Origin of the sequence: Mycobacterium sp. TY815 (genome assembly GCF_030755135.1) — a bacterium.
Classification (GTDB): domain Bacteria; phylum Actinomycetota; class Actinomycetes; order Mycobacteriales; family Mycobacteriaceae; genus Mycobacterium.
On record NZ_JAUFRX010000001.1, the window covers coordinates 653,474 to 673,107 of the forward strand.

Annotated in this window: 16 protein-coding genes and 1 pseudogene; 7 read left to right on the top strand and 10 right to left on the bottom strand. The window is 66.6% G+C overall.

Features of this window, described 5'->3' with window-relative positions:
* Positions 1–4: 4 nt before the first annotated feature.
* A complete protein-coding gene (locus tag QXK92_RS02730; protein ID WP_306240130.1) occupies positions 5–145 on the bottom strand; it encodes a PE family protein in 141 nt (46 codons plus the stop codon).
* A 206-nt stretch (positions 146–351) separates the two neighbouring features.
* Here QXK92_RS02730 and QXK92_RS02735 point away from each other — a divergent pair, with 206 nt between their 5' ends.
* The gene (locus QXK92_RS02735; protein WP_306240131.1) at positions 352–1,893 is read left to right on the top strand and encodes a molybdopterin-dependent oxidoreductase; all 1,542 of its coding nucleotides are present in this window, start codon (positions 352–354) and stop codon (positions 1,891–1,893) included.
* 3 nt (positions 1,894–1,896) lie between these two features.
* Here QXK92_RS02735 and QXK92_RS02740 read toward each other — a convergent pair whose 3' ends face one another.
* Positions 1,897–2,097 carry a hypothetical protein gene (locus QXK92_RS02740; RefSeq protein ID WP_306240132.1) on the bottom strand — a complete coding sequence of 67 codons (201 nt, stop codon included), beginning with the start codon at positions 2,095–2,097 and terminating at the stop codon, positions 1,897–1,899.
* 56 nt (positions 2,098–2,153) lie between these two features.
* On the opposite strand from QXK92_RS02740, the gene cobN reads away from it, so the two are divergent.
* Positions 2,154–5,738, top strand: a complete 3,585-nt coding sequence (gene cobN, locus QXK92_RS02745; RefSeq protein WP_306240133.1) for a cobaltochelatase subunit CobN — start codon at positions 2,154–2,156, stop codon at positions 5,736–5,738.
* Positions 5,739–5,757: 19 nt separating this feature from the next.
* Here the strand turns inward: cobN and QXK92_RS02750 are convergent, their stop codons facing one another.
* From QXK92_RS02750 to QXK92_RS02770, 5 genes are all read right to left on the bottom strand, one after another.
* On the bottom strand, positions 5,758–7,749 hold the full coding sequence (locus QXK92_RS02750; RefSeq protein WP_306240135.1) for a PE domain-containing protein: 1,992 nt from the start codon (positions 7,747–7,749) through the stop codon (positions 5,758–5,760).
* 262 nt (positions 7,750–8,011) lie between these two features.
* Positions 8,012–8,815, bottom strand: coding sequence for an SDR family NAD(P)-dependent oxidoreductase (locus tag QXK92_RS02755; RefSeq protein WP_306240136.1), 804 nt, complete (start codon positions 8,813–8,815; stop codon positions 8,012–8,014).
* A 15-nt stretch (positions 8,816–8,830) separates the two neighbouring features.
* Positions 8,831–9,469, bottom strand: coding sequence for a TetR/AcrR family transcriptional regulator (locus tag QXK92_RS02760; protein ID WP_306240138.1), 639 nt, complete (start codon positions 9,467–9,469; stop codon positions 8,831–8,833).
* Complete coding sequence (locus QXK92_RS02765) at positions 9,456–10,601, bottom strand: sulfotransferase (RefSeq protein WP_306240140.1); 1,146 nt, start codon at positions 10,599–10,601, stop codon at positions 9,456–9,458. The genes QXK92_RS02760 and QXK92_RS02765 overlap by 14 nt, the downstream gene beginning before the upstream one ends.
* Positions 10,598–11,800 (bottom strand): hypothetical protein, encoded by a 1,203-nt coding sequence (locus tag QXK92_RS02770; protein ID WP_306240141.1) that lies wholly within the window; start codon positions 11,798–11,800, stop codon positions 10,598–10,600. Before QXK92_RS02770 ends, QXK92_RS02765 begins: the two co-directional genes overlap by 4 nt.
* 169 nt (positions 11,801–11,969) lie before the next feature.
* Between QXK92_RS02770 and QXK92_RS02775 the strand changes: the two genes are divergently transcribed.
* Positions 11,970–12,350 carry a PPOX class F420-dependent oxidoreductase gene (locus QXK92_RS02775; protein WP_306240142.1) on the top strand — a complete coding sequence of 127 codons (381 nt, stop codon included), beginning with the start codon at positions 11,970–11,972 and terminating at the stop codon, positions 12,348–12,350.
* A gap of 13 nt (positions 12,351–12,363) precedes the next feature.
* Here the strand turns inward: QXK92_RS02775 and QXK92_RS02780 are convergent, their stop codons facing one another.
* A complete protein-coding gene (locus QXK92_RS02780; protein ID WP_306240143.1) occupies positions 12,364–12,882 on the bottom strand; it encodes a hypothetical protein in 519 nt (172 codons plus the stop codon).
* Positions 12,879–13,571 carry a dienelactone hydrolase family protein gene (locus tag QXK92_RS02785; RefSeq protein WP_306240144.1) on the bottom strand — a complete coding sequence of 231 codons (693 nt, stop codon included), beginning with the start codon at positions 13,569–13,571 and terminating at the stop codon, positions 12,879–12,881. The genes QXK92_RS02780 and QXK92_RS02785 overlap by 4 nt, the downstream gene beginning before the upstream one ends.
* A gap of 72 nt (positions 13,572–13,643) precedes the next feature.
* Here QXK92_RS02785 and QXK92_RS02790 point away from each other — a divergent pair, with 72 nt between their 5' ends.
* The 3 genes and pseudogenes from QXK92_RS02790 (at position 13,644) to lnt (ending at position 18,492) form a co-directional block, all read left to right on the top strand.
* Positions 13,644–14,153, top strand: a complete 510-nt coding sequence (locus QXK92_RS02790; protein ID WP_306240145.1) for an FxsA family protein — start codon at positions 13,644–13,646, stop codon at positions 14,151–14,153.
* A 103-nt stretch (positions 14,154–14,256) separates the two neighbouring features.
* On the top strand, positions 14,257–15,789 hold the full coding sequence (locus QXK92_RS02795; RefSeq protein WP_306244151.1) for an amidohydrolase: 1,533 nt from the start codon (positions 14,257–14,259) through the stop codon (positions 15,787–15,789).
* Positions 15,790–15,982: 193 nt separating this feature from the next.
* A pseudogene (lnt, locus tag QXK92_RS02800) lies at positions 15,983–18,492 on the top strand (apolipoprotein N-acyltransferase).
* Positions 18,493–18,504: 12 nt separating this feature from the next.
* On the opposite strand, the gene rbpA reads toward lnt, so the two are convergent.
* Entirely contained in the window at positions 18,505–18,840 is a 336-nt protein-coding gene (gene rbpA / locus QXK92_RS02805; RefSeq protein ID WP_055579709.1) for an RNA polymerase-binding protein RbpA, read from the bottom strand.
* Positions 18,841–19,013: 173 nt separating this feature from the next.
* Here rbpA and QXK92_RS02810 point away from each other — a divergent pair, with 173 nt between their 5' ends.
* Positions 19,014–19,364: a hypothetical protein gene (locus tag QXK92_RS02810; RefSeq protein ID WP_306240146.1), complete on the top strand. Its 351-nt coding sequence runs from the start codon at positions 19,014–19,016 to the stop codon at positions 19,362–19,364.
* Positions 19,365–19,634 lie beyond the last annotated feature (270 nt).

Here is a 19,634-nt window from a genome sequence, read left to right on the forward strand (position 1 = left end):
CACGCTACCCACCTGGGCGTTCGGACTGAACACCGACGTGATCGCGGCAGAGGTTTCGTCCGCGGCGGTCGAGCGCCGATCCGATTCCGGCGAGATCCGTCGCGGTGGAAGTCAGCAATTCCGGGACCGCCCATAGTTGCGACATCGCCATCCTCCTTCACGTCGTCATTGACGCATCGGTGATTCGGATGAATGTGGAGACTACGCCGGCTCCGCCCCGCTGTCCCGGTGTTGGAGACAAAATGTCGCCGGTCCTGAGCCGGCCCGCCGGCGGGATCGGCAGTAATCGCTTGTTCTGTTGCGCGACAAAGGTTTACAGCGGTCTCGCGAAACGCGGGTAAAGTTGCTCCGATGGCTGCCACCCCGTCGAACGAGAAGATGCTTGTCGGTGTCGCCGCCGCGGCCGTCGCACTCGGGGTGGCTCAGCTGGTCAGTATCCCGTTCGGTGGGCGCGCCGACGCGCGTACCGCCGTCGGCTCGGCAGTCGTCGACCTGACACCGGGACCGGTCAAAGAGTGGGCGATCCAGACCCTCGGCACGCTGGACAAGCCCTTCCTGGCCGTCGCGGTGCTCGTGGTGATCGCGACCTTGGCAGCGATAGCCGGGTCCTTCGAGACGCGCCGCCGCCCGCTCGGCAGCGCGGTGATCGCCGCGGCGGGTGTTATCGGATGTATTGCCGTGCTGTCCCGGCCGGGTGCCACAGCGCTCGACACGATCCCCACCATCGCCGGCGCCGCCTGCGGTGTGGCGACGCTGCGGGTGCTGGTTCGCCGGATCCAGCCCGACGTGAAGTGCCCGGACGACAACAGCGACGAGGCCGACGCCGGCCGGCGCAAGCTGATGGTTCTCAGCGTGCTCGGACTGGGAGTCGTCAGCGGCGTCGCCGGTGCCGTCATCGCGCGACTGGCGCATTCGGTGGCAGCCGACCGCAAGACATTCGTTCTCCCGCCGCCGAAATCGTCGGCGCCGCCGATCCCTCCGGACGTGCAACCGAAAGGCGTTGCGCTACCGCGTTTCATCACACCCAGCACCGAGTTCTACCGGATCGACACCGCGCTCAGTGTTCCCCAGCTCAGCCACGGCGACTGGCGGCTGCGCATCCACGGCATGGTGGATCGCGAAACCAGTTACAGCTTTGACGATCTCACCCGCTTCGACCTGGTCGAATCGGTGGCCACACTGACCTGTGTGTCGAACCCCGTTGGCGGAAAACTGATTTCGACCGGAATCTGGACGGGCTATCGGGTGGCTGATCTGCTGGCAGCGGCCGGTGTGCACAAGGACGCCGACATGGTGCTGTCGACGTCGATCGACGGCTTCACCGCAGGCACGCCGGTGCAGGCCCTCACCGATGGCCGCGACGCGCTGCTGGCGGTCAGCCTCAACGGCCAGCCTCTGCCGGTCGAACACGGCTATCCGGCCCGCCTGGTGGTGCCCGGACTCTATGGCTACGTGTCGGCGACCAAATGGGTCGTCGACCTGGAGTTGACGCGGTTCGACAAGGCAAAGGCCTACTGGACACGGCAGGGCTGGGCGGCGCAGGCGCCCGTCAAAACCGAGTCGCGAATCGACGTCCCACGCAGCGGTCAGCAGGTGCCACCCGGTCCGGTCGTGTTCGGCGGCGTCGCCTGGGCGCAGAATCGTGGCGTGCGTGCCGTCGAGGTCCGCATCGGTGAGGGGGAGTGGCAGCCCGCTGAATTGGGCGCGAGCTATTCCAACCAGACCTGGCGGTTGTGGAGCTTCCCGTGGCAGGCGAAAGGCCCTGGCAAGCAGACCATTACCGTGCGGGCGATCGACAACACCGGAGCTGTCCAAACCGAGCAGCGGGCTGATCCCGTTCCAGACGGTGCGACCGGCTGGCACACCGTGAGCTTCTCCGTGACGGGGAAGTAAGGCCTACTTGGCTGACAGTTTCCGCCAGCTGAACACCGCGATCGCAACGCCGACCAGTGCGGTGATCGGGCCGATGACCGACCAGGTGGTCGTGTTGCTCATCGGGCTGCCACCGAGCACTCCGAATCCCTGCAGGGCCCAGATCAGACCGAACAGCGCGATGATCAACCCGACCCCGAAGGTGACGACGAAGCCCCTGTTCATACCGGAACCCTACGTGCCGATTCGTCGGGTCTGCGTCGCTGCTGTACGAATAATGAGTGGCTGAGCCGACCGTCCTGTTGCTGTCGACGTCCGACACCGACCTGATCAGTGCCCGTTCCAGCGGAAAGAACTACCGGTGGGCCAACCCGGCGCGGCTCTCCGAGGTCGAGCTGCCCGAGCTGCTCGCGGAAGCCTCGATCGTGGTGGTGCGGATTCTCGGCGGGTACCGCGCCTGGGAGGACGGCATCGAAACGGTGCTGGCCAGCGGGGTGCCGACGGTGCTGGTCAGCGGTGAGCAGGCGCCTGACGCCGACCTGACCGGTCGCTCCACGGTCGCGGCGGGCATCGCGGTGCAGACGCACATCTACCTCGCGCACGGCGGCGTCGACAACATCCGGCAGCTGCATGCGTTTCTGTCCGACACCGTGCTGATGACCGGATTCGGCTTCACGCCACCGGTGGCGACCCCGACCTGGGGCGTACTCGAACGACCCGCCGTTGACAGCGACGGTCCGACGATTGCCGTGTTGTTCTACCGTGCCCAGCAGCTGGCCGGCAACACCGCCTACGTCGAGGCGCTGTGCCAGGCGATCGAACGTGCCGGTGGGCGCGCGCTGCCGGTTTACTGCGCGTCGCTGCGCACCGCCGAACCCGAGCTGCTGCATACACTGGGCGACGCCGATGCCATGGTGGTCACGGTGCTGGCCGCCGGCGGAGTGAAGCCCGCCCTGGCGGAGGCTGGTGGTTCCGATGACAGCTGGAACGTCGAACATCTTGCCGCGCTGGATATTCCGATTTTGCAGGGATTGTGTCTGACGAGCTCGCGGACGCAGTGGAGTGACAACGACGACGGCCTGAGCCCACTTGACGTGGCCACCCAGGTCGCGGTGCCGGAGTTCGACGGCCGCATCATCACGGTTCCCTTCTCGTTCAAGGAGATCGACGACGACGGTCTGATCTCCTACGTGGCTGACCGGGAGCGCTGTGATCGGGTGGCCGGGCTGGCAGTCCGGCACGCGTTGTTGCGCCGGATCGCCCCCGCCGACAAGCGGGTGGCCCTGGTCTTTTCGGCCTATCCCACCAAGCACGCGCGCATCGGCAATGCCGTCGGCCTCGATACCCCGGCCAGTGCGGTCGCCCTGGTGCGGGCGATGCGTGAGAGCGGGTATCGCGTCGGCGATCTGCCCGGTATCGAAGCCGGCGACGGTGACGCGCTGATCCACGCCCTGATCGAACGCGGTGGGCAGGACCCCGACTGGCTGACCGAGACACAACTGGCCGCCAACCCGATCCGGGTCCCGGCCGCCGAGTACCGCGCGTGGTTCGCCACCCTGCCTGACGAGCTGACCGACGCGGTGACCCAGCACTGGGGACCGCCGCCCGGTGAGCTCTTCGTCGATCGCACCCACCATCCTGACGGTGAAATCGTCATCGCCGCAATCGAATCCGAGAACCTGGTACTGATGGTGCAGCCGCCACGCGGGTTCGGCGAGAACCCGGTCGCCATCTATCACGATCCGGACCTGCCGCCCAGCCACCACTATCTGGCCGCCTACCACTGGCTTTCCCAAGACGCTCCGGCCGGTTTCGGGTCACACGCCATGGTGCACCTGGGCAAGCACGGCAACCTGGAGTGGCTGCCCGGCAAGACGTTGGGCATGTCGGCGGCGTGCGGATCCGACGCGGCGCTGGGCAACCTGCCGCTGATCTACCCATTCCTGGTCAACGACCCCGGCGAGGGCACCCAGGCCAAGCGCCGCGCGCATGCGGTGCTGGTCGACCACCTGATCCCGCCGATGGCCCGCGCCGAAACCTACGGCGACATCGCGCGGCTCGAACAGCTGCTCGACGAACACGCCAACGTCGCCGCGTTGGACCCTGCCAAGCTGCCCGCCGTCCGCCAACAGATCTGGACCTTGATCCGGGCGGCCAAGATGGACCACGATCTGGGGCTCACCGAACGTCCGGAAGAAGACACCTTCGACGACATGCTGCTGCACGTCGATGGTTGGCTGTGTGAGATCAAGGACGTGCAGATCCGCGACGGTTTGCACATTCTGGGCCAGAAGCCCACGGGCGAAGGCGAACTCGATCTGGTGCTGGCTATTCTGCGGGCCCGTCAGTTGTTCGGTGGCACGCATGCGTTGCCCGGTCTTCGTCAAGCGCTGGGCCTGGCCGAAGACGGCACGGACGAGCGGGTGTCAGTTGACCAGACCGAGGCCGTGGCGCGCGGGCTGGTGGCGGCGATGCAGGAAGCCGGCTGGGACCCGCAGGTGGCCGACCGGCTCACCGACAACGCCGACGTCGCGGCGGTCCTACGCTTCGCGGCAACCGAGGTGGTGCCGCGGCTGGCCGGCACCACATCGGAGATCGAGCAGGTGCTGCGGGCGCTCGACGGCCGGTTCATTCCGTCTGGGCCCTCGGGATCTCCGCTGCGCGGACTGGTCAACGTGCTGCCCACGGGGCGCAACTTCTATTCGGTCGACCCGAAGGCGGTGCCGTCCCGGCTGGCATGGGAAGCCGGTGTCGCGCTGGCGGATTCGCTGCTGCAGCGGTACCGCGCCGACCACGGCCAGTGGCCGCAGTCGGTGGGGCTTTCGGTTTGGGGCACGTCGGCGATGCGCACCGCCGGCGACGACATCGCCGAAGTGCTGGCGCTGCTGGGGGTTCGGCCGGTCTGGGATGACGCGTCGCGACGCGTCGTCGATCTGGCCGTCATACCGTTGTCGGAGCTGGACCGGCCCCGCATCGACGTCACCGTGCGGATTTCCGGTTTCTTCCGCGACGCTTTCCCGCACGTCGTCACCATGCTCGACGATGCGGTCCAACTGGTCGCCGGGCTCGACGAGCCCGCAGAGGACAACTACGTCCGCGCGCACGCGCAGGCCGATCTCGCCCAGCACGGTGACCAGAGGCGTTCCACCACAAGGATTTTCGGGTCCAAGCCGGGCACGTACGGCGCGGGACTGCTGCAGCTGATCGACAGCCGCAACTGGCGTGACGACGCTGACCTCGCGCAGGTGTACACCGCCTGGGGCGGATTCGCCTACGGCCGCAACCTGGACGGCCGTGAAGCGGTCGACGACATGAACCGGCAATACCGCCGAATCGCGGTGGCCGCCAAGAACACCGACACCCGCGAACATGACATCGCCGATTCCGACGACTACTTCCAGTACCACGGCGGCATGGTCGCCACCGTGCGGGCGCTGACCGGCCAGGCGCCCGCCGCCTACATCGGAGACAACACCCGCCCCGACGCCATCCGCACCCGGACGCTGTCCGAGGAGACCACCCGGGTGTTCCGGGCCCGCGTGGTCAATCCGCGCTGGATGTCGGCAATGCGCCGGCACGGGTACAAAGGCGCGTTCGAAATGGCCGCGACGGTGGACTATCTGTTCGGCTACGACGCGACCGCCGGGGTGATGGCCGACTGGATGTACGAACAACTCAGCGAGCGTTATGTGTTGGACGCGGAGAACCGCAAGTTCATGAACGAGTCCAATCCGTGGGCGCTGCACGGCATGGCGGAGCGACTGCTGGAAGCCGCCGGCCGCGGCATGTGGGCCGAGCCGCAACCCGACACACTCGACGGACTTCGCCAGGTGCTGCTGGAAACCGAAGGCGACCTCGAGGGTTAGCTCGCTCGCGCAAAGTCAATCAGCTGAAGAACCCCGAGGTGTGGTCGCTGCTGTTGTAGCCACCTGAGGTGTTGTTGCCGGCGTTGGAGATGCCCGAGTCGTAGTCGCCGGAGTTCCGGTAGCCCGAGTTCCAGGTGCCGGAGTTTGCATAGCCGACGTTGTAGTTGCCGGTGTTCTGGAATCCGGTGTTGACCATCCCCGCGTTGCCATATCCGACGTCGCTGAAGCCTGAGTTCAAAATGCCCACGTTGTACTGGCCGGTGTTGAAAAAGCCCACCCCGTTGGTGCCCGTGTTGAAGAATCCGACGTTCGGCGACAGGTCCGGGGTCAGCATCATGGAGCCGCCCTGACCGTTCCCCTTGTTCTCGAACCCGTAGTTGTACTCGCCTGTGTTGCCGTAGCCGGCGTTGTAACTGCCGATGTTGTAGAAGCCCGAGATGTGGTCGCCTGCGTTGCCGATGCCCGAGACGGTGCCGGGCTGAGTGAGCGCGTTGCCGAAACCGGTGTTGACACTGCCTCCATTCCAGAATCCGGTGTTGAGATCCCCTGAATTCGAGAAGCCGGTGTTGAGGGAGCCCGAGTTGAAGAACCCGACATTGCCGCCGCCGACAGTGAGCGTATTGAGGTTGACGCCGCCGGAGTTGAAGGCTCCCGCGTTGCCGAAGCCCGAGTCGAATGCCCCCATATTGGAGTAGCCGGAATTGTAGAGCCCGAAATTCGTGTAGCCCGCATTGGCGAAGCCGGAGTTGAACGTGCCCGAGTTCTCGATGCCGACGTTGCCGGTGCCCGGGTTGAGCAGGCCCATGTTGCCCTGACCGGCGTTGAGGGCACCGAAGCTGAACGAGCCGGTGTTCAGCACTCCGGTGTTGTAGCTCCCCGCGTTGAATAAGCCGGTGTCGTGATCGCCGGAGTTGAAGAGTCCCGTTTCGAAGCTGCCCCCGTTGAGAACCCCGGAATTGGCTGTGCCGGAGTTGAACAGACCCCAGTTGCCTCCGTTGCCGAGGCCATTGCCGCCGGAGTTGAAGAATCCAGTGTTGTTGGTGCCGGAGTTGAACAAGCCGGACGTGCCCGTTCCCGAATTGAACCCGCCGAACCCGATCTGATTGTCACCGGTCAGCCCGATCCCGATGTTGTGGCTTCCGGTATTGGCGAGCCCCCAGTTGCTGTCACCGGTGTTGGCGAAGCCGAAGTTGAAGTTGCCGCTGTTGGCCAGCCCGATGTTCCAACCAGTGCTGCCGCTCCAGTTCAACCCGCCGATGCCGATCTGATTGTTGCCGCTCAGGCCGATCCCGATGTTCCCGATCCCGTTGTTGCCGAAGCCGACATTGTTCAGGCCGCTGTTGCCGAAGCCGACGTTGCCGTCACCGAGGTTCCCGAGTCCGAAGTTGGTGTTTCCGATGTTGGCGTCACCGAAGTTGTAGGTACCGAGATTCGCGCTACCGAAATTGATCGACGAGATTTTGTTTTCCAGAGCCGCTTGCTCCAGGCTCCCGTTGCCCAGGCCGAAATTGAGGAAGCCCGCGTTGCCCAGGCCGAAGTTGTAGCCGCCCAGGTTGCCGAAGCCCAGGTTGTTGCTGCCCAGATTGCCACTGCCGATATTGCCGCCGCCCAGGTTGCCATCACCGAAGTTGAAGCTGCCGGTGTTGCCGCTGCCCAGGTTGAGGTCGCCGACATTGCCCAGGCCCAGCAGGCCAAAGTTCTCGAAGTTCATGGCCTGCAGCATGGAAGCGCCTGAGGCCTCGGCGGCAGCGTAATGTCCGCCGGCGATATCCAGTAGCTGGGCCAATCGGTCCCGGAACGTCGCGGCCTGAGTGCTGGCGGCTTGGAACTCAAGGCCGTGCCCGGAGAACAACGACGCTATCGCCGACGACACCTCGTCGGCAGCTCCCGCGAGCACCGATGTCGTAGCCTGTTGGGCCGCCGCGCCGGCCGCGCTGATCTTCGAACCCAGCTGGGTGAGATCCGTTGCCGCGAAAGACATCAACTCGGGCGCTGCCATCACATACGACACTTGATTTCCTCCATGAAGAACTGGTGTGCGTCTCGCCTGTTGCGGGACCTGAAAAAGCGAACGCCAGAGGCAGATTCGTTGACCCCTGACTCACGCGCTGGACTGCTCAGCCAGCAAGCCCGAGTCGGCATCCGGCGCGTCGCCAAAACACGCCGCCACCTGCGTCGGTACCTGAGAGCAATCCGTCACACGGTAGAAGTCGCTGTGACTGAACAAAAAGTTCCGGGGAATGTGACAAGTACCCCCGATTGGGGCTTATCGTCTAGACGAAATCGGAGCCGCCGTCCACGTTCACCGTAGCGCCGGTCACGTACCCGTTGCGCCGGGACGCCAGATACGCGGTGATCGAGGCGATCTCCTCGGGCAGCCCCGCGCGTCCGAGGTCGCAGGGGTGATGGAAGTTCTTGTCGATCCAGGTCATCACATCCCACGGGTTGGTCGCATCGAGGCCGTCGGCGGCGAGAATGTCCCTGAGGTTTTCGGTGAAGCTGGCTGTCACGATCGTTCCGGGGCACACGCAGTTGACCAGAATGCCGTCTTTGGCAAGGCTTTTCGACAAGTTCTTAGTGATGCTGGCCAGCGCCGCCTTCGATGCGGTGTAGGCCACCAGCCGTGGGCTCTGCCGTTGGATGGAGTGCGCCGCTAAAGTGACGATGCGGGCCCAGTCCGCCGACCGCAACAGCGGCAGCGCGGCGCGGATCGAGCGCACCGCCGACATCGTGCCCAAGGAAAACGCCGCTTCCCAATCCGTGTCATCCATCTGCTCGAAATAGCCGTCGCCCGGTCCGATGGTGTGCACCACGCAGTTGAGGCGACCCCATCGCTCGGCGACGGCGGCGAAGCCGGCTGTGATGGACTCGGCGTCGTTCATGTCCACACTGATCGCCACGGCGTCCGGCGCACCCGCCGAGAGTAGTGACGCCACGGCGGCGTCGAGGGCATCTCGCCCTCGTGCCATCACGGCCACGCTGGCCCCTTCGGCCGCCAGCGTCTCGGCGATGGCCAGCCCCATCCCTTTGCTGCCGCCCGTGACCACTGCGGTCGATCCCGCAAATCCCAGATCCATGAAAAGACTCCTTTGTCAGAGGTCCACACCCAGCCCGCCCAGACAGAACCGCACAATGTGTTCGCGAAGGTCGCCCGGCGTGCAGTCGCCGGCCGTCCAGTACCGGTCGATCCCCGCCCACACCACGCCATGGATGAACCGTGCGCAGGACCCCGGTTCGACACCGCAGAACACCCCGCGCCGCAGGCCGCGCTCGATCACCTCACCCAGTGGCAACAACATCTCGGCATAAGCCGATTCGATGAGATGCGGTGCGGCCGATGTCTGGGATTGCGCCTCCAATGACAGCCGCCGCAGGTCGGTGCGCACCGTGTCGTCGAACGCCAGATCCAGGCGTCCGTCGATCCAGGCCACCACGGCATCGACTTCCGTTGCGGCTTGGTCCATCCGGTCGCTGAGCCGCTGCGCCTCGGCCCGCGCCGAGTCCAGGAACACCGCGGCCACCAGTTCGTCCTTGGAACCGAAATGCCGATAAAACGCGCGGGTACTCAATCCTGCCCGTTGCAATACTGCGGCGATGCTCAGACCGCCGACCCCGTCCTCGCGCAGGGCCGTTGACGCCGCGCTCAGAATCTCGCGACGTACCCCGGGGTCCGGAGGCAGCTTGTCGCGCCGCCGTGTTCGGGGCGCCGCCACCTGTTCACGCGGTGGCATCGTAGGTGGCCAGGTAGTCGGCGAACCGCTCCCGAACGCCTTCGGGCGTCAGGCCGTAATCGGTCAGGTCGTAGTCGTGAGCACCGCGGGAGCCGGGCCGGTGCTCGCGGGCCCAGTGCTGTACCGCCGCAAGTGAGGCCTCGCTGAAGGTCAAACCCAAGGATTGGTAACTGTTTTGGAGGGTCGCAACCGGGTTCGTCTGCAGGTCTGCGAACGACACATCCACGAATCTGTCGTCACCCACCCGCCGGCGGAAATCCATGGCGCGGCGGACGGCTTCGGCCCAGCTCTCGACCTGTTCAATACCGAGTTCATGGGCGTCGTCGCGGTCGCTGCTCCAACTGCGGACGTAGTGGATCAGACTGCATACCGACCCCATCACCTTCGCCGGATCACGATGGTTCCATAGGAATTTCGCATTCGGGTACGCCTCGATCAGCGCGTCGAGGGCGAACATGTGCACTGGTGTCTTGAGGTGCCACAGGTTCGGCGGGCAATGCCACTGCAGCAACTTGAGCACTCGGCGGTGGAAGATGTAGGTCTCGCGCATGTCGCAGTCCATCAGCCACGCCAGATAGGCCGGCGCACGCACGGCTCCGTCGAAGTGGAAGGTGCGAAAACTCATCCCCATCAGGTCCTGGCACTCGGTGGGTGCCGTGGCTTCGGAGTTGTAGAGCGTCTTCATCAGCGGGAACATGTCGTCGAGCATTCTCAGCCCGGCCTCGGCCTGTGCGATCCGCGGATCTTCGTGTTGGGTAGCCGATTCCGGCGGTGGGGTAGGGGCCTGCGATTCCCACATCCGCAAAGAACGGAATTGTGGATCGGCCGCCACGAGTTGGCTCAGGGCGGTGGTTCCGGTGCGGGGCAACCCGATGACGAACACCGGCCCGTCGACCTCCTCACCATCGATCTCGGGATGCCGGGCGTAGGTGTCCTCGACCTTGAGACGCTGGATCAGGGCGTTGCTGATGGTCGCATGCTGAATGACGTGACCCATCTCGTTGAGATCGGCCTCGGTGTTCAGGGCGTCGACGATGCGTTCCAGGCCCTCCCGGTAGTAGGGCGAGCCGAAGTCGTCCAAACCTGTTGCGGCGCAGGCGCCGTCTTCCAGTTCGTCCGCGTTGAAGGTCATCGCCCGAACCTCTCCAGTACGGCGGCTCGTCGTGCTGCGAGCACGGCTGCCCGCTGTTCGGTGGTCACCGTCACGGTGTCCGTGGGCAGCGCGGCGAGCACGTCGCTCACCGGCACGAGGCGTGTCGTCGGCGTCGGCGCGGTCTCGGTCCGCACGCAACGCAGAATGATCGGGCCGTTGCTGTGCCCCGTGGTGTCCAGCCAGTTGGCGACGCCCGGGTCCTCGGCACACAGCACCACACGGACGCGGCCGTCGGCGTCCACCGCCGCCTGGTAGCCGTTCAGGCTGGACTGGTGACGGCCATAGTGAATGGTTTCCCACCACGGGTTGCCGATCGAGAAGCTCCAATAAACCCCTTGGGGAGGTTCGACTTCCACGATCAGTGCCTGGCCCGGCTGCAGTTCCCAGCGGCCGATCACCGGCCGGTTCTCCGCGGCTGCGCCCATGTCGCTCCGGTCGATGGGAGGGAGGAATCCATTGGCCGGCGCCGCCGCGCCGAACTGCAGAAAGAAGGCGAGGTTCTCGGTGACGAAGTCGCCGAGCGCCATCACCTGCCGGGACAGGGCGTCACCCCCGTCGACCGGACCAGCGCTCGCAGCAACCGCATCACCGAGCCGCTCGATCCGCAGCGACGAGGCCACCTCGTTGTCCCAGTCGTAGAAGAAATGCCGCACCGTGAAGGTGGGATGGTCGCCCTCGATACGCATCCAGTTCCCCGGCCGCTCGTCGGCAGACAACACCACCTCGAAGTCGCCACCGGCGTCGGCACTGAGTTCGTCGACCAGCGTATTCGCCGTCGCCACAATGCCATTCATGGTCTGTAGACCGACATAGCGCGCGGTGCCGCGGTTGCCGGAGACCCGGTAACTCTCCCCACGCCGCAATACGGCTCTGGTGTAGATGCAGTCCGGGCACTCCATGCCCCAGGTCAGCACGTCGTCGGTGCTGGTGCGTTGCACCCGCAACACCGGATCCGGGTCGAACCGCAACACTTCGTCGACGCCGGCGGCCAGGAGAACCAGCAGATGCCGCATGCCGGCAGTGAGATCGGCCCGATTCCGGTTGGCAGGGTCGGATTCCACGGACACCGCGGCGGCGCGCAGCCGGTCCAGCAGGTGCGACCACGCTTGCGGAAGAGCCGGAGTGTCACCACTTCCCGATAACGCCGCTTCGGCGATGGAAAACGGCAACCAGGCCACCGGCGCACCCCTTAAATGAAAATAATGTTTTCACTTAAAGGTGACTATCGCAGCCTGCCCGCAGGGCTGTCAACGAGCAGACGCGAAATCGCGTCCGGAAGGCTTGCCGGACGCGATTTCGCGTCTGCTCGGCAGGTCACGGCCGGTCGCGGCCAGGTACGTTGTCAGCGTGACACCCACCTTCGCCGACCTGGCCAAAGCGCAATACATCCTGCTCACCACGTTCACCAAAGACGGGCGGCCCAAGCCGGTACCCATCTGGGCCGCGGCCGACGGCGACCGCCTCCTGGTCATCACCGAGGCAAAGTCGTGGAAGGTCAAGCGGATTCGCAACACGCCCCGGGTGGAACTGGCCATCTGCGACATGCGCGGTCGCCCCAAGAGCGAGTCCGTCGAAGGCACCGCGGCCATCCTCGACAAGTCACAGACGAAGCTCGTATACGACGCCATCAGCAACCGTTACGGCATCATCGGCAAGGTCTTCCGACTGTTCAGCAAGCTGCGTGGCGGCATGGACAACAACGTCGGCCTAGAGCTCCGCGTGGCGTGACGACCCCGGACACTTAACCGGTCTCGGCGCCGTAGCGCTGCCACCACTGGTACAGCTCGCCGAGGTCCGGGCCTCCGTTGACCGTTGCCAACAGCAACTGCGAGTCACGGGTCCACGCGATGACGGCCTGATCCTCGACGGTGCCACACACGATCTTGCCGCCGGGACTGGTCAGTTGTGGTCCGTAATTCCAGCTGCCCGGCGAGTTGTTTCCGCCTGGGCACGGTGACACCGTCATGCTCGCGGCGCTCGCGTAGAAATCGGTCGTCAGCGGGTCCATCGCCTCGTACAGAGTGAAGCGCGCGTAGTCCGGCGTGTCGGTGTGCAGGTCGTCGGTGCAGTCCAGGCTCGCCAGCGCGGCCGGGAATCCGTTGGTGGCCCGGCTGCACGAGGCGGCGGTGTAGCCGGGCGGCAGCAGTGCGACGATCTGCTGCTCAGCCGCACTGAACTGCTCGGCGTGAGCCTGAGCGGGTGCGATTCCGGCCAGAGTCAGGGCCACCGAGCAGGCACCGAGCCGACGCATCCGGGTCATCCCAGGTGCTCCCCGAAGAACGCGAACACCCGGCGCCAGGCGTCTTCGGTGGCGGCGTCGTCGTAGCCGAAGCCGGTCACCCGCAGCAGCGGCTGCGCCGGCAGCTGGTTGGCGAAGCTGTGCCCAACCTTGGGATAGGACTTGATATCGGCGGTGATGTTCTTGGCCGTGGTCACCTTGCGCAGTCGCTCGGCCGCGCCGATGCCGATCGGGTCACGGCTGCCGAAGCTCGCCACGATCGGGCACGCGCCGTCCAGCGTTTCACTGAGCTTGCGTGGCAGCGGGGTGCCGTAGAAGGGAGCTGACGCGCTAAACCCTTTGGGCGACAGGACAAGTGCGAACTGGCCGCCCATGCAGAAACCGGCAATCCCGACCCGGCCGGAGCATTCGGGCATCGCCAGCAGGTGTTCGCGGGCGGCCAGCACGTCGTCGATGGCGGGGCCGTGTTTGGTTAGCACGTCGCGCATCACCCGCGTGATGCACCGCGCTCGGCCGCCCCGCGCATACAGGTTCGGCGTGAGCGCCAGATACCCCGCGCGAGCGACCCGCTGCGACACCGCCTCGTTATCCGGCCCGTAGCCGATGGCGTCGTGCACGATCACCACCCCGGGCCACGGTCCCTGACCGGACGGAATATTCAACAGCGCATCGATCGGTCCCGCGGGTGTGTTGAGCTCAATCGTCGTCATAGCGTCATCTAACTGCAGCCGCGCCGCGACCGTTCGCGGAACTCCGGCGCGCGGCGCAAACGTTGGCCTCACATGGTTGGACGGCTCTTTCTCATCTACGCCGTCGTCGAGCTCATGGTGGCTATCGGGCTGGCGGCGGCGATCGGCGTCGGCTGGACCGTAGTGGTGCTGCTGGGCACCCTCGTCCTCGGACTGGGCCTGGGAGCCCCGATGGGTGGGCTGCAGCTCACCCGGCAGTTCGTGCAGCTGCGGTCCGGTGCGCAGGAACCGCGCAGCGCGCTCAGCGACGGCGCGCTCACCGCATTGGCCACCGGACTGGTTCTGGTTCCGGGTCTGGCCACCACCGTCGTGGGGCTGTTGCTGCTGGTGCCGCCGATCCGGGCGGCCGCGCGGCCGGCCCTCACGGCCGTCGCGCTGCGGGGATTTCTGCGGCGCGTCCCGGTGCTCGGTGCGGACCCGGCCGGTCTGGCCGACCGCCGCGCCCCGCGCACGGACTACATCGACGGCGAGGTGATCGACGTCATCGACGGCGAGCCGCCCACCCTGACCCGCGCGCCGGTCGCCGACCAGCCGCCCTGGTAGCGGTCCACGCCTTCCGTCCGCCCTCTAGGGTTTTGCCGTGAGGTCTACCACGCTGCTCGTGAACGGCCGGGTGCACAGTCCCAGTCATCCCGAGGCCACGGCCATGGCAGTTCGCGGCGATGTCATCGCGTGGCTGGGCAGTGATGAGGTGGGGCGTAGTCAGTTTCCCGATGCCGACGTTCAGGATCTCGACGGCGCCTTCGTGGCGCCCGGCTTCGTCGACAGCCACATTCATGTGAGCGCAACCGGTTTGGCCATCAGCGGGCTGGATTTGCGGGCGGCCGAGTCCCGGGCGCAGTTCCTGCAGATGCTTGCCGACTACGCGGCCGCCAACCCTCGTGGGCCGGTCTGGGGTCACGGCTGGGACGAGTCGACGTGGCCGGAGAACACCGCCCCCGGCACCGAGGACCTGGACCGGGTGCTGGGCGACCGACCGGCTTATCTGACCAGAGTCGACGTGCACTCGGCGGTGGCTTCATCCGGACTGCGACGGCTGGTCCCGGATCTGTCGTCGCGGGCCGGCTTCGCCGCAGAGCAGCCGCTGACCGCTGATGCGCACCACCAGGTACGGGCGGTCGCGCGCGGTCTGTTGACCGACGACCAACTCACCGCGGCCCGCACCGCCGCCCTGGACGCCCTGGCCGCGTCGGGGGTCGTCGCCGTCCACGAGTGCGCCGGACCCGAGATCGGGGGACTCGACGACTGGCTCGCGCTACGCCGTCTGCACCACGGCGTCGAGGTGATCGGCTACTGGGGTGAGCCGGTGACCACGCCGGAACGGGCCCGCGCCCTGATCGCCGAAACCGGTGCCCGCGGCCTGGCCGGTGATCTGTTCGTCGACGGTGCACTGGGCTCGCGCACCGCCTGGCTGCACGAACCCTATGCCGATGCGCCCGGGTGCACCGGCACCCGCCATCTCGATCCGCAAACCTGCGAAGCCCACGTCCGGGCGTGCAGCGAGGCCGAGGTCACCGCCGGCTTCCACGTCATCGGTGACGCTGCCGTCTCCGCCGTCGTGGACGCCTTCGAACGGGTCGTGGACGACCTGGGGGTGGCTGCCGTGGCACGCTGCGGACACCGGCTGGAGCACCTGGAGATGGTCGATGCCGAACAGGCGGCCAAGCTGGGAGCCTGGGGCGTCATCGCAAGTATGCAGCCCAATTTCGACGCGCTCTGGGGCGGTCGAGACGGCATGTACGCGCAGCGACTTGGCCCGGACCGAGGCTGCCGGCTCAACCCGCTGGCGCTGTTAGCATCGCAAGGCGTGCCCCTCGCCTTCGGCTCCGACGCACCCGTCACCGGCTTCCAGCCGTGGGCCAGCGTGCGCGCCGCGATCCATCACCGCACTCCGGGAAGCGCGGTTTCGGCGCGAGCCGCGTTCGCCGCCGCGACGCGTGGCGGCTGGCGGGCCAGTGGCGTTCGCGACGGCATCGCCGGCACCCTGGTGCCCGGTGCACCCGCCTCCTACGCGGTCTGGGACGCCGGCGCGCTCGACGTGAGCGCCCCCCGCGACGCCGTCCAGCGCTGGTCCACCGACCCACGTTCCCGGGTCCCTGCGCTGCCCCGGCTGGACGAGAACGACACGTTGCCGCAATGCCGCCGGACGGTGCGCCGGGGTGCGGTCATCCATGGCTGACGAACCACCTGCAGAGCAAACACCCAGCGATTCGCTGGAGCCGGGGCATGACGAGTTGCCGGCGGCCCGGCCCGGGATCGGTACCCGGGTGGGTGGGCTGGCGCGCGCCGGCCTGGCGCGGACACCCGCTATCGGGGCGTGGCTGCGTCCCCGACTGGCGCGCCTGGCCGCCGTACTGATCGCCGGCCTGGCCATGTACGCCAGCTTCCCGGCGCTGGACTGGTGGTGGGCCGCGGTCGTATCCGTCGCGTTGTTGAGCTGGGTGCTGATTCATCCCGCCACCACGCCCGCGGGCGGCCTGGGCTACGGCTTCCTGTTCGGTGTGGCCTTCTACGTGCCGCTGCTGCCGTGGATCAGCACGCTGGTGGGTGACATGCCATGGCTGGTGCTGGCGACGGTGTGTGCGGTCTACCCGGGCCTGTTCGGCCTGTGTGCGGTGGTGGTGCGGCGACTTCCCGGATGGCCGGTTTGGTTCGCGGTGCTCTGGGGTGCCCAGGAGTGGCTCAAGGCGACCTTCCCGTTCGGCGGATTTCCCTGGGGATCGATTGCCTTCGGTCAATCCGACGGTCCGCTGCTGCCGTTGGTGCAACTGGGCGGTGTTCCGCTGTTGTCGTGCGCGGTGGTGCTGGTGGGTGCCGCCATGACGGCGATCGCCGTGGAAATCGCCAAGTGGCTTCGCGCCGGAGGGCATACCGGAGCCACCCGAGACCAGACCAAACCGCCGGCCGTGGTGTTGCCCGGCATCTACATCTGTCTGGTGTTGTTGGCCGCCATGCTGGTCTGGCCGCAGGTGCGGCATGCCGGCGTCGGTTCCGGCGGCGAACCTGCGGTCACCGTCGCAGTCGTACAGGGCAACGTGCCCCGGCTCGGCCTCGAATTCAACGCTCAGCGCCGGGCGGTGCTCGACAACCACGTCAGCCAGACACTGCGGCTGGCCGAGGACGTGCACGCCGGCGTGGCGCCGCAACCCCGTTTCGTCATCTGGCCGGAGAACTCGTCGGACATCGATCCGTTCGTCAATCCCGACGCGGGCCAGGAGATCGCCAAGGCCGCCGACGCCATCGGGGCGCCGATCCTGATCGGAACGCTGCTCGCGAAGCCGGGCGGGCCGAACGACAACCCCGAATACACCAACACGATGATCGTCTGGAACCCCGGCTCCGGGCCCGCCGACCGGCACGACAAGGCGATCGTCCAACCGTTCGGCGAGTATCTGCCCATGCGGTGGCTCTTCCGGCATCTCTCCGGCTACGCCGATCGCGCGGGCTACTTCGTCCCGGTTCCCGGCAGTGGACTGGTGCACATCGACGGCCTGCCGGTCGGTGTCGCGACCTGCTGGGAGGTCGTCTTCGATCGCGCGCCGCGCAACTCGGTCCTCAACGGCGCCCAGTTGCTGGCCGTGCCCAGCAACAACGCCACCTTCACCAAGACCATGAGCGAGCAGCAGCTGGCGTTCGCCAAGGTCCGCGCCGTCGAGCACGACCGCTACGTGCTGGTGGCCGGGACCACCGGCATCAGCGCCGTGATCGCCCCGGACGGAGCGGAGCTCAAGCGCACCGACTTCTTCGTCCCCGACTACATCGACACCCAGGTTCGCCTCAAGACCCGGCTCACGCCGGCCACCCGGTGGGCACCGATCCTGCAATGGGTGCTGGTCGGGACGGCTGGCGCGGTGGTTCTCTTCGCGATACGGCACAATAGTTCTTCCTCCGGCTGGTTCCCACGTCCGAGGCGCCCTCGGTTGCGAAGGCGGTCGGGGCCGGCGGACGAAGCTGACAATTCCGATACGCCGTCAGCTGAAACGGACAACACCGAAGTTGCGAACGAATCAGTGACGGCACACGTTGAGACTGCGAACGAAGGCCAGTCCGTCGAGGGCGACCGAACGTCTATCGGGCGAAATGAAGGAGCTACATGACCACCGGCCAGTCTGGGCCCGAGGTTGCGGGCAACAGTCCCAGCCAGCGCGTCCTGGTGATCATCCCCACCTACAACGAGCTGGAGAACCTGCCGCTGATCCACCGGCGCGTCATCGATGCCCGCCCCGACGTGCACGTTCTCATCGTCGACGACAACAGCCCCGACGGCACCGGTCGGCTTGCCGACGAGTTGTCCGCCGCCGATCCGGACCGGATCCACGTGCTGCACCGAACCGTCAAGAACGGCCTGGGCGCGGCGTACCTGGAAGGTTTCGCCTGGGGACTGAGCCGTGGCTACTCCGTGTTGGTCGAGATGGACGCCGACGGCAGCCATGCGCCAGAGCAGCTCTACCGGCTGCTCGAGGCGGTCGACGCGGGCGCCGATCTGGCGATCGGCTCACGGTACGTACACGGCGGCACGGTGCGGAACTGGCCGTGGCGCCGCTGGGCCCTGAGCTGGACCGCCAACACGTATTCGCGGCTCGCGCTGGGCGTCGGGGTCCACGACATCACCGCCGGTTACCGCGCCTACCGCCGCGAAGTGCTCGAGACCATCGACCTGGCCAGCGTCGACTCGAAGGGCTACTGCTTCCAGATCGAGATGACCTGGCGCACCGTCAACACCGGCTTCGTGGTTGTCGAGGTGCCGATCACCTTCACCGAGCGTGAGATCGGCGTTTCGAAGATGAGCGGCTCCAACATCCGTGAGGCGCTGGTCAAGGTCGCCCAGTGGGGGATCGAGGGCCGGCGCAACCGTAGCCGGTCGAGCCGCGCCCACACGTGATCGGCGGCGGCGCTAGCCGCGCCGCTTGGACCGGATCAGTTCCAGACGCTCCTTGAGCAGCTCTTCCAGCTCCTCTACCGACCGGCGCTCCAGCAGCATGTCCCAGTGCGTACGCGGCGGCTTGACCTTCTTCGGCTCGGGCAGGTCACCTTCGATCAAGGTGCCTTCCATGCCGTTGCGGCACAGCCAGGTGCCGGGAATCTCGGCGTCGTCGGCGAACGGAACCTCGAATTCCTCGCCGTTCTCGGTGCGGTACCGAGCGATCTGACGCGGCGCCAGGTCGTGGTTGCGGTCGGTCTCATAGCTCACGGCTCCGAGGCGACTACCTCGTAGGACACGATCAGCCATTGGTGCTGCTCCTTTGGGTCCGGCGAGCTGCTGGTGCTCCCGTAATCTGAATCTCTCTAAGCAAACGTTAAGACCGTCTGCACAAGTTCCCGGTTGGTTTGTTCTGCGCGGTGCGCGACGCGACTGTCCATGATACCGGGATGGCGGCCGGTATCGGACTAAAGTCGTCAGGCGTGAGTCGTCGCGTTCGGCCTCAGCCGTGCCGCTGGTGTGGTCGTGATGTGGCCGATGTCGGAATGGGCCGGCGCCGCCAGTACTGCCGGCAGTCGTGTCGGCAGCGGGCCTACGAACAGCGGGCGATGATCTCCCGCGGCGACGTCGCTGCGCTGCCCACCGATGCGGTGGTGTTGTCGGCCGAAGAGGCTGCCGATCTCTCCGATCGCGTCTATCAGGTCAGATGCGCCGCTGAAGACGTCGTCACCGCGCTGGATGAGGGCGCGGCAGCGCGTGAACTGCGCGAATTGTGCGACGAGTTATTGCGCGCTGCCAGGGCCGCGGACGGCTGGCGGCGGGTGGGAGTCTGAGGCGCTCGCGGACCGCGCGTGGCGTCCTGACCGGTAAAGTCGCGCCATGGACGGCGGGCCAGGTGTACAAGGGAGTGCAGAAGGCTCACGGTACGCGGGGTGCCCGGCCGGTCTTCGGCTAGGCGCTGGGAGTAGTCGACGTTTTTGAAATCCTGCCGGAGTTGGCGATACTCACGAGCGAGATTCTTGGGTCGGAATGCTGCACCAAGCGGTCGCTTCGCGCAGCACTATCTATGACTCGGCGAGAGCCGCATTCGGCGGGTCAGAGAC

What these genes read in the sequence shown, in the direction of transcription:
- QXK92_RS02755 (WP_306240136.1), bottom strand. Translation starts at nt 8,815, where the DNA reads ATGGATCTGGGATTTGCGGGATCGACCGCAGTGGTCACGGGCGGCAGC.
- QXK92_RS02765 (WP_306240140.1), bottom strand. Translation starts at nt 10,601, where the DNA reads ATGACCTTCAACGCGGACGAACTGGAAGACGGCGCCTGCGCCGCAACA.
- QXK92_RS02730 (WP_306240130.1), bottom strand. Translation starts at nt 145, where the DNA reads ATGTCGCAACTATGGGCGGTCCCGGAATTGCTGACTTCCACCGCGACG.
- QXK92_RS02780 (WP_306240143.1), bottom strand. Translation starts at nt 12,882, where the DNA reads ATGACCCGGATGCGTCGGCTCGGTGCCTGCTCGGTGGCCCTGACTCTG.
- QXK92_RS02740 (WP_306240132.1), bottom strand. Translation starts at nt 2,097, where the DNA reads ATGAACAGGGGCTTCGTCGTCACCTTCGGGGTCGGGTTGATCATCGCG.
- QXK92_RS02790 (WP_306240145.1), top strand. Translation starts at nt 13,644, where the DNA reads ATGGTTGGACGGCTCTTTCTCATCTACGCCGTCGTCGAGCTCATGGTG.
- QXK92_RS02785 (WP_306240144.1), bottom strand. Translation starts at nt 13,571, where the DNA reads ATGACGACGATTGAGCTCAACACACCCGCGGGACCGATCGATGCGCTG.
- QXK92_RS02795 (WP_306244151.1), top strand. Translation starts at nt 14,257, where the DNA reads ATGGCAGTTCGCGGCGATGTCATCGCGTGGCTGGGCAGTGATGAGGTG.
- QXK92_RS02760 (WP_306240138.1), bottom strand. Translation starts at nt 9,469, where the DNA reads ATGCCACCGCGTGAACAGGTGGCGGCGCCCCGAACACGGCGGCGCGAC.
- QXK92_RS02735 (WP_306240131.1), top strand. Translation starts at nt 352, where the DNA reads ATGGCTGCCACCCCGTCGAACGAGAAGATGCTTGTCGGTGTCGCCGCC.
- rbpA (WP_055579709.1), bottom strand. Translation starts at nt 18,840, where the DNA reads ATGGCTGATCGTGTCCTACGAGGTAGTCGCCTCGGAGCCGTGAGCTAT.